10 protein-coding genes are annotated in these 13,313 nt (G+C 34.7%); 7 read left to right on the top strand and 3 right to left on the bottom strand.

Features of this window, described 5'->3' with window-relative positions; all coding sequences use genetic code 11:
- Positions 1-29 precede the first annotated feature (29 nt).
- From NST77_RS13100 to NST77_RS13080, 5 genes are all read left to right on the top strand, one after another.
- Positions 30-1,331 (top strand): glutamate ligase domain-containing protein, encoded by a 1,302-nt coding sequence (locus NST77_RS13100; RefSeq protein WP_163185451.1) that lies wholly within the window; start codon positions 30-32, stop codon positions 1,329-1,331.
- Positions 1,332-1,506: 175 nt separating this feature from the next.
- The gene (locus NST77_RS13095) at positions 1,507-3,222 is read left to right on the top strand and encodes a sensor domain-containing diguanylate cyclase (protein ID WP_235850300.1); all 1,716 of its coding nucleotides are present in this window, start codon (positions 1,507-1,509) and stop codon (positions 3,220-3,222) included.
- A gap of 187 nt (positions 3,223-3,409) precedes the next feature.
- Complete coding sequence (locus NST77_RS13090; protein ID WP_083967595.1) at positions 3,410-4,714, top strand: IS91 family transposase; 1,305 nt, start codon at positions 3,410-3,412, stop codon at positions 4,712-4,714.
- Positions 4,715-4,736: 22 nt separating this feature from the next.
- Positions 4,737-4,880 carry a hypothetical protein gene (locus NST77_RS13085; protein WP_341122616.1) on the top strand — a complete coding sequence of 48 codons (144 nt, stop codon included), beginning with the start codon at positions 4,737-4,739 and terminating at the stop codon, positions 4,878-4,880.
- A 172-nt stretch (positions 4,881-5,052) separates the two neighbouring features.
- A complete protein-coding gene (locus tag NST77_RS13080) occupies positions 5,053-7,902 on the top strand; it encodes a VWA domain-containing protein (RefSeq protein ID WP_163185453.1) in 2,850 nt (949 codons plus the stop codon).
- Positions 7,903-8,063: 161 nt separating this feature from the next.
- On the opposite strand, the gene NST77_RS13075 is transcribed toward NST77_RS13080, so the two are convergent.
- The 3 genes from NST77_RS13075 to NST77_RS13065 are packed head-to-tail and all read right to left on the bottom strand — an operon-like array spanning position 8,064 to position 11,186.
- A complete protein-coding gene (locus NST77_RS13075; RefSeq protein WP_163185456.1) occupies positions 8,064-10,112 on the bottom strand; it encodes a hypothetical protein in 2,049 nt (682 codons plus the stop codon).
- A gap of 14 nt (positions 10,113-10,126) precedes the next feature.
- The gene (locus NST77_RS13070; RefSeq protein WP_095331555.1) at positions 10,127-10,708 is read right to left on the bottom strand and encodes a type II secretion system protein; all 582 of its coding nucleotides are present in this window, start codon (positions 10,706-10,708) and stop codon (positions 10,127-10,129) included.
- Positions 10,692-11,186 (bottom strand): type IV pilus modification PilV family protein, encoded by a 495-nt coding sequence (locus tag NST77_RS13065; RefSeq protein WP_095331557.1) that lies wholly within the window; start codon positions 11,184-11,186, stop codon positions 10,692-10,694. The genes NST77_RS13070 and NST77_RS13065 overlap by 17 nt, the downstream gene beginning before the upstream one ends.
- Positions 11,187-11,342: 156 nt before the next feature.
- Between NST77_RS13065 and NST77_RS13060 the strand changes: the two genes are divergently transcribed.
- Positions 11,343-12,551 carry a hypothetical protein gene (locus NST77_RS13060; protein ID WP_163185460.1) on the top strand — a complete coding sequence of 403 codons (1,209 nt, stop codon included), beginning with the start codon at positions 11,343-11,345 and terminating at the stop codon, positions 12,549-12,551.
- 17 nt (positions 12,552-12,568) lie between these two features.
- Positions 12,569-13,303, top strand: coding sequence for a PRC-barrel domain-containing protein (locus tag NST77_RS13055; RefSeq protein WP_163185463.1), 735 nt, complete (start codon positions 12,569-12,571; stop codon positions 13,301-13,303).
- The last annotated feature ends 10 nt before the right edge of the window (positions 13,304-13,313 follow it).

Here is a 13,313-nt window from a genome sequence, read left to right as displayed (position 1 = left end):
AATCATTAATCTTATAAGAGGGTGTAGCAATGTTTCATAATTATGAGGAAGCATTAAATTGGATTCATTCTCGTTTGCGTTTTGGAATAAAGCCTGGGTTAACAAGAATGGAAATGATGATGGAAAAGCTAAATCATCCGGAAAAACAGATAAAGACAGTTCATATAGGTGGAACAAATGGAAAGGGATCTACTGTTACTTATTTAAGAAATATTTTGCAACAAGCAGGATTAACAGTTGGAACCTTTACTTCTCCATACATCGAACAATTTAATGAGAGAATTAGCGTAAATGGAATACCAATTAGCGACGAAGAAATTTTAGCACTAGCAAATAAACTATTACCAATTGTCGAAGAAATGGACCAGATGGAGATTGGCGGACCAACTGAATTTGAAATTATTACAGCGATGTCTTTCTACTATTTTGCTTATATCAATAAAATGGATATTGTCATTTATGAGGTAGGATTAGGTGGTCGTTTTGACTCAACTAATATCATCTCCCCTTTGCTTTCTATTATTACAAGTATAGGATTAGATCATACAGCGATTTTAGGAGACACCTATGAAAAAATCGCCTTTGAAAAAGCTGGCATTATTAAAACAGAAACGCCGATTATTGCAGCAGTGAAACAAAAGGGTGCTCAAAAAGTAATCGTAAATCAGGCAATGGAAAGGAAAGCGCCTATCTATCTATTAGATAAGGACTTTATGATTGATAAATACCATTCAACACCTTCTAGTGAATCATTTGAATTAAAGTCAATGTTTTTTAAATGGGAAGATTTACAGATTACCATGTTTGGTAAGCACCAAGTGGAAAATGCATCACTAGCTGTAATGGGTGCCCATATATTGCAGGATACATTTGAATCCATAAATGAAGATAGTATTCGAAAGGGATTATACCAATCCAAATGGCCTGGTCGATTGGAAATTCTGTCAGGAAATCCTTTTGTCGTAGTAGATGGGGCGCATAATGAAGAAGGAATCGATGCACTGGTAGATGTATTAGTTAATCGCTATAAAGATAAGAAAAAACATATTATCTTTGCAGCACTTTCTGATAAAAAAACGGACAAAATGATTGCTAAATTGGATCAAGTGGCAACTTCAATTACTTTTGTTACATTTGACTATCCAAGGGCTGCAAGCAGCAAGACATTATATGAAGAAAGTAACCATCCATCGAAGGAGCAGAATAGCGACTGGCAGAAAGCAATTCTCACGCAACTGGAAAAGATTAGAGTAGATGACCTGTTCCTTATAACGGGATCTTTGTACTTTATTTCAGAAGTAAAGGAATTTTGGAGAAACTATCTGAAATAACTATATCGCACAAAAAAATATAGATTATTAGAAAAGAAAAAGGTAGTATATATTTATTAGGTTTAAAATGTGGGAATTTTAAGAATTTGATGCGATTTTTTTGTTTCTATATAAATTAAAAGTTATATAAAAATATAAACTTAACCGACAGATGAAAGGTAGGGGGAGAGAGTGGATGATTAATCCAAGCTACAAAAAAATAATATGGACAGTTTGGACACTCCTTCTACCTTTGGGTTTGTGGTTTTCTTATACCTTGTACCCTCCGCAAATTTATGATAAGGGTTGGGAGTTAGTTGCTTTTTTACTATTTATGACAATTGTCGCTAGTATGCCGATGATTATAAATGGCACCCCTGTGTTTTTTCTGCAATGGGCAACTTTATCTGTTTTCTTAATTTTTGGATTAGTTACGGAAATTATTCTTGTACAAATCTCATTATTAGCGGTGCTCTATCAGGCTAAATTAGATAGGAAGTCGTTATTCCGCTTACCTATGAATTCGATTATGTTTTTCCTTGTTTCCTTTTTTAGTGGGATTATTTACTATAGTTTCGGAGGGGGACATGGATTTGATATTGCCTTAAATTTTAAATCATTTTATTTAATTACTGTATATCTTATTTCCTATCTCTTACTCAATACTTTGGGTATCTTTTTTATTGTTCGCTTTATCTATAAGCGAAAGCAACGGTTTGTCACGAAAGACTTAATTTGGGAAATAATCACAACGATTATCACATATCCGGTAGGTATTGTTTTATATCTCATGTATGAATATATTGGTCTAGCTGCCTTAATCTTAATCGGTGTTCCATTTATATCGTTATCGCTTATATTAAAGCTATATCATTCTAGTCAAACGGCAAATGATTATTTACGAAAAACAGCCGAGATTGGCCATCAACTTTCTCAAAATTTGTATGTAAATGAAACAATCGATTTCTTTATCGAAAAGCTATATGAATTATTTAAAGTTGATTTCGTGTTTATTCATCAAGTTAATACGAATGAAGAATTAGAAATGATATCACGTGTGGAGCAGCAAGAGAAATTACCGCTATTACCTGAAATAATGAAAGAAAATGAGGGGATATGTGGGAAAGTGTTGGCGTCGAAAAAAGCAGAAGTATACCATTCTAAACAGGATTGGCAGAAGGTAAACAAGGGGTATATGCCGGATGGAGTTCAAAGTATACTTTGTATGCCGCTAATTAAAAATAATAAAGTAATTGGTGTTTTATTGCTGGGAAGCAGACAGAAGAAGGCATTTGCAAACATCAAGTTAATGGTTTTGGACCTTTTATGCAGCCAATTTGCTATTGCGCTAGAAAACGCTAAATATTTTGAAACAACAAAGGAAAATAGTGAAAGATGTGCTCTAACGAAGCTATATAACTACCGCTATTTTGATAAAATCTTAAGTGAGCAGTTCACTGAATTGAATGAAAAGAATTTGGACAATCTAGTGCTCATTATGTTGGACATTGACCATTTTAAAGCGATTAATGATCAATATGGTCATCAAGCTGGAAATGAGATTTTAATAGGTTTCGCCAAAAGAATTCAAAATCTTATTGGTGACCACGGATTGGTTGCTAGGTATGGTGGAGAAGAATTTGTCATCCTCTTAAGCAATATAGAGAAGAAAGAAGCATTTGATTTAGCGGAGTTTATCCGCAAGAGAATTGCCTCTAGTCCATTTGTCATTAAACAAAATATCGATGATCGTCACCAAGTGAAAAATGTAAATATTACTGCTTCCCTTGGATTAGCTTATGCGCCAGTAGATGCGGATGAGCCGTTAGCATTGATTCGCCATGCGGATCGTGCATTATATGTGGGTGCTAAACGAGCAGGACGTAATCGTGTCGCGGGTTATGTGAAATAAATGCTTCTTGCAAAAAGGGTCGAATAACCAGAAAAGTATATTTACCTAACTGTTTGATAGTTGGGTGAATAGTCAATAATTAAAAGCTCTTTGAACTTCTTGGGAGAAGTTCATTTTTTTTTGAAAGATAAGAAAGTATAAAAATTTGGGTCTACCACAGTCATTTAAGCTGTGGTATTTTCATTTTATGGAGACCAATATATTGAGAAGAATATTTTTTGATAAACACCAACATTGGGAAGCTTTCAAAAGAAAACACGGTGCTAAAATCCGCCCTATCGTAATTAAGGAGGTTGAGAAATTTCGAGATTGTGGGGATATCAAAAATGGATTTAAGTTATTTGTGTGTGAAGGTTGTCATGATGTGCGAAAGGTTCCTTACCGATGTAAAGGTCGATTTTGTACCACGTGCTCTGTTGGAGAAAGTGAAGAATGGAGTAGGTTACTTACTGAAGATGTTCTTCAGGTTAATCATCGGCACGTAATTTTTACGATTGATGAAGGACTAAGAGATGTATTTCTCCTTCACCGACATCTATTAAAAGATTTAATGGATGCTTCTGCAAGACTACTTACTGACTTCTTCAAAAAGAAAGCAAAGGTAACACCTGGGATTATTGCTGGACTCCACACTTTTGGTTCAAGGGTCAACTTCAATCCTCACGTACATATGTTAGTTACAATGGGTGGATTAACAGAAAAAGGAGAATGGAAGCAGTATGATTTCTTGCCATTTACGATGCTTCGTAAACAATGGCAAACGGTCGTATTAAAATTAATTAGAAACGGAGTTTCACCAAGAGAAAAGAAAAGAATCCAACCAAGACTTCAAAAGGCGTTCACCAATAATGGCGAAGGCTTCTATGTGTATGCACCTAAACAGAGGGGAAAAATAAAAGAACAACTTCGTTATATTGGCCGTTATATTCGTCGACCAGCGATTGGAATCAATCGGATTGAGGCATATGATGGGCAATTCGTTACGTTCAAATATAAGGATAAAACTGACGGAAAAGACAAATCCGAAACCGTAAGTGTCGAAGAATTTATTTCACGTTTAATTCGCCATATCCCAGACGAGCAATTTAAAACTATTCGGCATTACGGTATGTATTCAAGAAGATCAAAAAACTTGTGTAAAAAAGTGTTGAGTACTTGGCAACAAAAAGCAAGACGTTGGGTTGTAAAAGTTAAGAAAACCTTACGTCGCCAGACGTGGCGTGAAAGAATAGTAGCCAGTGGCAAGAAAGACCCTCTCGTTTGTCAGAGGTGTGAATGTTACTATGAATACAAGGGAGAAGTCTGCCTTGAAAATGGTAAATTAGAAATAAAGGTAGCCTTATGCAAAACTACAAGAGCTTATTTAGAAAGGATGATTAACGATCTCACCGGTATCAAAAACCCGCAAAAAGGGAAAGAAAAAGAAGAAAAACATAAGCCTAAACCAGTCCAAGCAACAGAGCGTCAGCTATGTTTGTTTGGCGTGTCATGAGAAAGAAGAGATTCCTATTAACGTGGTAAGGGATTTCGATTTAATGGATGATGGAGATCCGACAACTCCTCCTATGTTTGCATGTGAAAAATGTGGGGGTGAAATGTATCCTGAGTATTATAAAGGGGTACATGGCATAGAGTACAAATTATCGGATATTCTCTAACCATGAAAAGGACCGGGCTATGCCCGGTTTTTCTTAAGATTTTATCGTAAAGCGATTATTGATCCCCCTTATAAAAAGGCTATACTAGTTCAAAAGTACTTGATATAATGATGGTAATATTGCGTTTATAAAATAAAACTAGTAAAAGAGTTATAAATAGAGGTGCAATTTAATGAGGAGAACGAAATTAGCTAGTAAATTTTTCACCGTGTTATTGATTTTAGTATTCATTTTACCTGTACAGACTAATGCATCTACCACTACTCCATCTGTTAGCTTTTCTGTTACCCCATCCCAAAATATTATTGTAAAACCAAGCGGTGGTGTAGCACAAGGAAATTTAGATGTTCGCTTGACACCGGAAGGGAAAGTGACCAGCAGCAATCGTTCTCCTATTGATTTAGCATTTGTATTCGATAAATCAGGATCGATGGACGAGCTTGGTTATAATCCATACAAATTTCAAAGTGCAAAAAATGCAATTACACAGGCTGTTAATTACTTTAGTGAAGATCCAAATGTATATGATAGATTTGCATTTATTCCCTTTTCAACGGATGTAGAAAAAGAAAAAATGGTTTATTTTCCTATTTATGCTTATAATTCAGCTGATAATGTCAGAAATAATTTAAAGACTATTAATAATGTAGCGAATCGCCTTGTTGCAACTGGGGGAACAAATTATACTCAGTCCTTTCAAACAGCGGGATCTATGCTGGCAAGCGGCAATAATAATGCTAATAAATATATTGTATTTTTAACAGATGGCGAACCAACTTCTTCTATGATGGAGGAAACATTTACAGATAAAGTTTGCACAAATTATTATTTCTGGCAATCATGTTCAAATAAGCAGGTTAAGGATACAGTTACGTATACTATTTATACAAATAACACTGCTAGAGCTGTTAGATCTAATGGAACTATCGTTTCAACAAGTTTAAGTTATGTGGAAAAAGCAATAAAATCTCATATCGAAACAGAGGTAAATAATCTTGCCGCCAATAACTATAAACTCTATTCCATTGGTTTTGGAACAAACAAGGATGTAGATATGAGTTATTTGAATAAATTGTCCGAAACAACAGGCGTAACAGCCCAACAAGCATCTGAACAATCTATTGCAAAAATATTTGAGACGATTTCGGAAAAAGTAAATACACCTACTATTTCAGCTACGATAAAAATAAATATTGCGAAGTTTGGTAACAAGGTCAAATTAAGTGATAATGCAAATGTAACAACAGATAGCGTGGGGGATATCATTATTAAGAAAGACATTCTTTTCCCTGTCAATCAAGAGCCATCAGGATCTATTGATATGGCTTTGCCGTTGACTTTTAGTGAAACGGGAACGTATGTATTTGATGATATAACTTTGCAATATAAAGATTTAGATGGAAATAATCAAACTAAGAAAACAAGTGCAACAATCCAAGTAAAAGAGGATGCACCAGCTAGTTTTTCTTCGACCATGATGTTAGAAAAAGAAGTAAATGAACTAAATGATTTAATTAAGACAAGCAATTCATCAGATAAAACGAATCATTTTAATGTCAAATACACGCTGAATCCGATTGGTCTTGTGAATAATACAGTAAGTGGCACGCTATCTAACTTAGTTATCGAACAACCTTTGCCAGATAGTGTATCCATCGTCACCACAGATAGTGTGAAAGAAGTGACAAAGGATGGCAGTCGATATGCCATTATTACTTTACCGAATGAGATTCATTACTCGACTGGAAGCTTTACTCCTTCGACAATTAATAGAACAGTTGAATATAAGATCAATTATGCTGTAAATAATATAAGTATGCCAAGAGCAGACTTATATTTTAAGGATTCTCGTTTCCAGCCTATAAATGCCACAACTATATCTCCGTCTGCACAAACGATGAATATGAAAGTACAATTAAAAGAGTTTACAATGATTAAATATACTGGAGATGCAGCAGGGATAATCGAAAAAAGGGAACAAGAAACAAATAAGAAAGTAGCTAATACCGAATACCCCAATGATTATAATCTTGCTAATAAGCCTGTAAAAGAAATGGTATTTGCGCAAGAATCTGAAAACCAAACCATTGAAATTACCTATTCAGATAACAGTAAAGCATATTTGCACTTTTTACCTGACTTTGAATTAATTGGACAGGATACTAAAAAACGCTATAAGAGTGGTTCCACTTCAACAGAGTTTATTGATACTGTATTAACCCAGAAAGTACCAGGACAAAATGTGACTTATGCTTATAAAATCGATAACGGTTCTGAGAGTACTGGCTGGAAAACATTCAAGCCAGAGGATAATATCAGCATCGAGACATCAGGGGAAAATACGCTATCGATCAAAGCAGCTGGTGGGTTTGCGAATAATACAGAGATAATAAAAACGATTAAAATAGCATGGCCGATAACTTCCATAACAATTGAGCCTAATCCGATAGAAATGAACGTTGATGGTACAAAGAGCTTTACGATAAAAGTCGAGCCGAATCATGCTACGAATAAGACTTTGGATATAGCTGTCGCTAATCCATCTATCTCTAGCTTAATTCCTGGACAAAATACCTTAATAGGAAATGCAGCAGGAATGACAGAATTAATTGTGAAGACGACAGATGGATCCAATCTTGTACAAAGGGTTCCAGTACATGTTATAGAACCCTATGTAAAACTAGAGGATATTTCATTTACGAAGCCAGTTTATACAATCGAACGTAGTGCTGAAACAAATGACAAGCTTATAGCAGTAGATGATCTCTTAATCTTTAACCCTGCTAATGCAACAGATAAAGAGATTGAGCAAGTTCTGTCAAATGCTCCTGATATCGTGGAAGTAATTAAGCAGGATGGTCAATATTATTTGAAAGCAGCGGATGTTGGTTATGCAGAAATAACCGCCATTGCAGAAAAGCAAAAAGATGGTACCCAACCTAAAGATTCTACCCTTTTCAAAGTAGTAAAAGAAAAGGAAGGAAATAATGGCAGTGGAGAAGACAGAGATGGACGCTGGTAAATTGTTTGTACCCTAGCGGAACAAAGACTGGAACACAAGTATCCCACAAATTAAGCCCGAATAATTACAGGGAGGTAAATAGTCTCTCGTGTAATTGTTCGGGCTTTTTGTGATATTTAGGAAAGGTGGTTTGTGATTATCACTATCAGACTGACTACTAATTATTCAATCACAAAGTCATCCGGTATCATTTGTAGTCGATCCACTATAGGAAGTGCATCTATTCCTCTTAATAAAACATCTTGGTCATAATCAACGATAAATCGAGAAAGCATTCCTTCCCTTGAATTTGGGATATCAGAAATGGAAGAGAACTCTCTGTTGGCGCGAATTGCATTTATTTCGAGAGAATCTCTTGCAAAAACGCCACCTTTAATATAGAACAGGGAACCAACACCATATAATTCTGCGTTTTTTTCCGTGTAAAAGAAAGCTTTTAAAGGTTGGATGATTGTCTCCTCCTCTGGAAGATAAGGAAAACCAGTTTCTTTCATTGGATGAAAATGATTAAATTCATTCATCCTTGTAATCGTCAGTTTTTCCTTGGCTAATAAAATCAGTTGTCCCACTTGATTGGCACCTGTTCTGTTATCAATATATGGCAAGCCAAGAATATTAATGTTGGAAACGAAGCTTTCATTTAATGTGTAAACAACAGAGTTAATTTTGACTATATCATTTTCTCCAGACTCTTCTCCTTTTTCATCTCCGTTTATAGTAAATGAATCTAGACTGATCATATTGCTATTTAAAGAAATGGTTGTATTTAAAGGACGGATATGGATAGACTTCCCTGTAAGAATATCTCCGTTGATGCTGATACCGTTATGAGGATTACTTTTATTGTCAGCAGCAGACTCGATATTTAAATCACCTGCAACAAATAGATTTCCTTGTAAATCCATTTCACCATCAAAATTGATTAGATGTAAATCACCCGAAACATAAATATTATCCGCTAACTTTAATTGGTTGTTGCTTACTAAATATAAATCACCGTTAACAACCAAATCTTTGTCGAACGTAATAGGATAATTGCTGCTGTTAATAACGGTATCTCCATTGATGCTTACTTTGTTCTTGAAATCTAATGGATGATTGTCACTCTTAATCTGAAAACTATTGGAGAGTCGTTTGAGAGAATCTCCTAATACAGAAGAAGGTGCTTCTTGTTCTGGGACATTTTCAATCAAGGCAGCACTGTTTGGTTGATCGTTCACCATACTAGCCACTTTGTGCTGAAGAAGACTTGGAAAATTAGCTGTTTCACTTATATCTCCAATAGCTATACTATTCAAATTATCATCTGTTCTTAACATAGTATCCATTCGTTGGATAAAAGTACGGTTGTAATCAATATTAATAAATTGACTATCATGATTTAAAGAAGGTACTTCTCCTTTATAGAAATTCTTGTCTTTCAGCACTGGTAATAAGTTTGCAGAACTACTATAAATATTACCGGTAATAGAAGGGGGAAGAGATGATTTTTCTTGTCTACTTCCATTTTTTAGCTGGTATTTCGCATGATCATTAATTTGAAGCTGATTTGCATAAATATTGCCATTAACATTAGGTGATCCGTTAATAAATAGTCCTTCATCATCCTGTTCAGAATAAGATCCTAGCGCATACTTCAAAAAGCTAGGAAGGGGAGATAAAATTACTCGCTTCTTTAAAGTTCTCGTGATAGCTCCTTCTGTTTCGTTAGGGTTATTGGTTACAAGAATAATTTCTAGCACTCTGGTGAAATCCAATCCTCGATCAATCGAATAAGTGCTATCCGAATCGTAAGTATTTTTAGAGCACGCTTTATGAGAGGGAATCTCTACTTTAGTAGCAGCGCTTAAATCCACTACACTAAGACAACTAATCGCTTCATTATACGGTTGATTTGCTAAAATTTTATTTAATGTTGGCATAATAACATTGGATGCAAGCTGTGTATCAAAAGAATCACTCACGATATATTGGTTATCGATCTGCTTATAATCTAACGGTAAGGATTGTAAGGCATTAGCCATTTCGTACGTTATTTCTTCGAGTACTTTTTTGCTCTCGTACGTAATACTGATATCTGACTCTCTCGTCTCTACCCTTTTTGTACTGCTTATACTAGATGCTACAATTGCAAGACCTATTGTGGTGAAAACTAATGAAATTAATAATACGGTAATTAGGGCGTTCCCTTTTTGATTCCAATTGAACATAAATGGTATTCTCCTTAAAAGCCAAATTGACTTTCTAAAGTTAAAGGTCGATTTAATCGTGCTTGATCAATGACAAAAGTGATATAGATTAACCCATGAAGGCAACGATTTTTATCTTCTTGGGCCGTTTTACTACAGGACAACCTTATTTTAGAACCAGTAAAATCCCCGCTCCCCTCTAGAATTTGATTATTGATCGAAACAGCAGTAATCGTTTCGCTTTTAAGCTGCTGATCAACAAATTCAATACTTCTTACTTTTGCATTCTCTGGTGTTATTTTTTCTTTCTCATAAGTATAAAAAGAAGAATTCTCTTTAGTATTCTTTTCAAATACAGTCTTTTCTGTATCATAGAAGCTGATTTTCGAATCACCTTCTATCGTCACATAGTCATAAGGGATACTGTTAAAGGAGTTCATCATCATAGAAATGGCATAATCTGCATCGTCGCGGATTTGTCCTTCTATCTGAATTTTATTATATAAAGATAACCCAGACTGAAAGACACCATAGATGACCGGCAATACGATCGCAAGAATAGTGATTGTTGCCAATAGTTCATATAGTGTTATCCCTTTTTCATCGAAGATCCTCACTTTTGATGGCTCCCTCCATGGAAGTATTGTACTCTTTTTTGTTTACATTCCATGTAACAGTTACCGTTAAAGGAATGAAAAAATTGCTGTAATTTTTATCTAAAACAGGCTTAATGGTTACATGATAATCAATATTATTAATTTTAATAGGTGTACAGGAAGCTTGATTATCTTTGTTCCAGATTACTTTATACTCATTATTGCAGATGAACAGCTCACCTGTTGCTTCCTTATTATGGTCTATTCTATTTTTTATGCTGATAAAGGAGTCTTCTTGGGTAGTTTGTTCCATGTATGTCAAAGCATTTCTAGCAACATTTATACCAGCAGTTTTTTTCTGATTAAGATTTGTATAGGAATAAGCCTGAGTAAAAAAGTTCATTATACCTAAAATGATTATACTAAGGATAGTAAGAGACAATAAGACCTCTATTAACGTCAATCCTTTGGAACTAGATATCAGCTTTGAAATTTTCATATTTTTTCCCTGCTTTCAAAAATACTAATCTTATTATACAATACTAAATAGCTATTATAGGATGGAAAATGCCAAAAAAATAATACAAAAGTTTTAGATAATTTACAAAAAATGTCGTATGATTAGAGAAATGATTCGAAAAGAGGAGGTGTTTGAATGAGTGTATATATTTTGGCGCTTTTGTCCTTGATTTTTGTTGTGCCTATTCTGTATATCTTGCCTTTAGGACTTTCGAATCAAGGGAAGTTTACTATTATCGGATTAGCGTTTTGTATTTCTGCTATCGGATTACTTTCAAGGGAGCTCTTTTCTTTCTGGCAAAGTATTTTAATCATGCTGTTGTTCCTTATTAGTGCAAGCTATCTTTTGTTGAAAAATTGGTCAACAGTACTTTTTGTCATGCCAGAAGAAGTAGAAGAATCTGTTATAGAGAAGAGACAAGAACCACGAGAAATAAAGCCTATAAAAACTACCCAGAGTGACGTAAAACAAGAAGGGGATATCATTACCTATGTCCCAGAGGTAAACCGAGAAGGTATTTTAACAAATGAAGAGGATATCATTCAGGAGGAAACAGTCGAGAGCATAGACATAAACCTTGATGTGATGGAACAGTTAGAAGTTGTTGAACTGGATGAAGAATTTTCACTTTCCATAGAGGAAGAAGTTATCGATAAAGAAATAGATAAAGAACCAGCGGAGACAAACTATCTAGCTGAAATTGAAAAAATGCTGGAAGAAAACGATCTTTCCACTGCAAATGAAGCAAATGAGGAAATTGCCGAAGAGGATCAAATAGAGGAAATCTCTTTTTCTATTAACGAGTACGCTGAAGTTGCAGTGTCAGTGGAAAAGATGGAACAGGAACAGATCTGGAATAATATAGAAGACAATGATTTAACGGAAGAGGAAAAAACAATCCTATCAGAAGAAATGACTGCTATAAGTGAACATATAGAGGAATCGCAAGAGTTTTCTGCGATTGAAATGTTGGGTGAACAAGCAGAAGTATCCCAGAATCAAAGCCAAGAAAATCAAATCGGATCAGATGACGACAAACACGAAAATGTGGTAAGTGGATTAGCTCATAAGATAATTAACAATACTTTAACACAATTAGTAATGTTGAAGAATTCCATGGATATGGAAGAATTTGAGACTGTATTAACTCTGTGTTTGAAGAAGCCTATTCCTTTAAATGAATATTTTGCTTATTCTGCTTTGTTAATCGATGCATATGTTCAAAATAACGAAAAGGATAAATTAGAAAGTTTAATATATTCACTTAGGGAAAAATTTATGGAACAACCGATTGTATTGGAACAAATCAAATTTATGGAAGAAAAGTATCTGAAGAATAGATAGTATAGGGGAGATAGATTATGAAAATTAGCACACAGTTTAAAGGTTTACCGATTATCAGCATTTCTAACGGACAACAAGAAGGAAATGTGCAGTCTTTAATCATCAATCCAGAAAAAGGTTTTGTGGATTTTTTAACATTAGAGCAAGAAGAATGGCAAGAGAGTATTCAAGCAATCCCTTTTAAAAAGGTGATTGGTGTAGGAGAATATGCTGTAACGATCGAAAGTGCAAACTCTATCATTGATTTAACACAGATTCCTATTGCTAGTGAGCTGGCAAGCAAAAAAATCGCGATTATTGATACAAATGTTATTACGAGAAAAGGAGATCTTGTAGGTAAAGTGACAGAGTATCAAATGAATGAAGAGACAGGTGAAATCATTGGACTTGTTTTGGAGGAACAAGAATCAGTCATTTCATCCGAAGCTGTTATCACCTATGGAAAAGATATCATTATTGTGAAAGAAGAAGTAGCTACACCTAATTTTGTTCAAGAAGAAGCTGTATCTTCAAATGACCACTTAATTCAAGCGTTAGAAGAAGTGGAGCGAGAAAATGAAGCTGGTCTTAATGGGTTAAAAGAAAAACAAAGAGAATTATTGCTAAATAAACAAGTAACAAAAGATATTTATGCAGCAGATGGTGAATTGATTGTTGCAAAGGGTTCGATATTAGCACTAGAGGATATTGAGAAAGCGCAAAACGCGGGACCGAGTGTAGTAATTGATTTATCCATGAGTGTGTATGCATAACAAAAGGAGT

It is taken from the genome of Niallia sp. FSL W8-0177 (assembly GCF_038006285.1).
In the GTDB taxonomy this organism is placed as follows: Bacteria; Bacillota; Bacilli; order Bacillales; family Cytobacillaceae; genus Niallia; species Niallia circulans_A.
Note: the sequence above shows the minus strand (reverse complement) of the source record. Positions and strands in the feature narration are given on the sequence as shown.

Coding starts and splice junctions, on each gene's coding strand:
- NST77_RS13100 (WP_163185451.1), top strand. CDS start 30: ATGTTTCATAATTATGAGGAAGCATTAAATTGGATTCATTCTCGTTTG.
- NST77_RS13095 (WP_235850300.1), top strand. CDS start 1,507: ATGATTAATCCAAGCTACAAAAAAATAATATGGACAGTTTGGACACTC.
- NST77_RS13090 (WP_083967595.1), top strand. CDS start 3,410: ATGGAGACCAATATATTGAGAAGAATATTTTTTGATAAACACCAACAT.
- NST77_RS13080 (WP_163185453.1), top strand. CDS start 5,053: ATGAGGAGAACGAAATTAGCTAGTAAATTTTTCACCGTGTTATTGATT.
- NST77_RS13075 (WP_163185456.1), bottom strand. CDS start 10,112: ATGTTCAATTGGAATCAAAAAGGGAACGCCCTAATTACCGTATTATTA.
- NST77_RS13065 (WP_095331557.1), bottom strand. CDS start 11,186: ATGAAAATTTCAAAGCTGATATCTAGTTCCAAAGGATTGACGTTAATA.
- NST77_RS13060 (WP_163185460.1), top strand. CDS start 11,343: ATGAGTGTATATATTTTGGCGCTTTTGTCCTTGATTTTTGTTGTGCCT.
- NST77_RS13055 (WP_163185463.1), top strand. CDS start 12,569: ATGAAAATTAGCACACAGTTTAAAGGTTTACCGATTATCAGCATTTCT.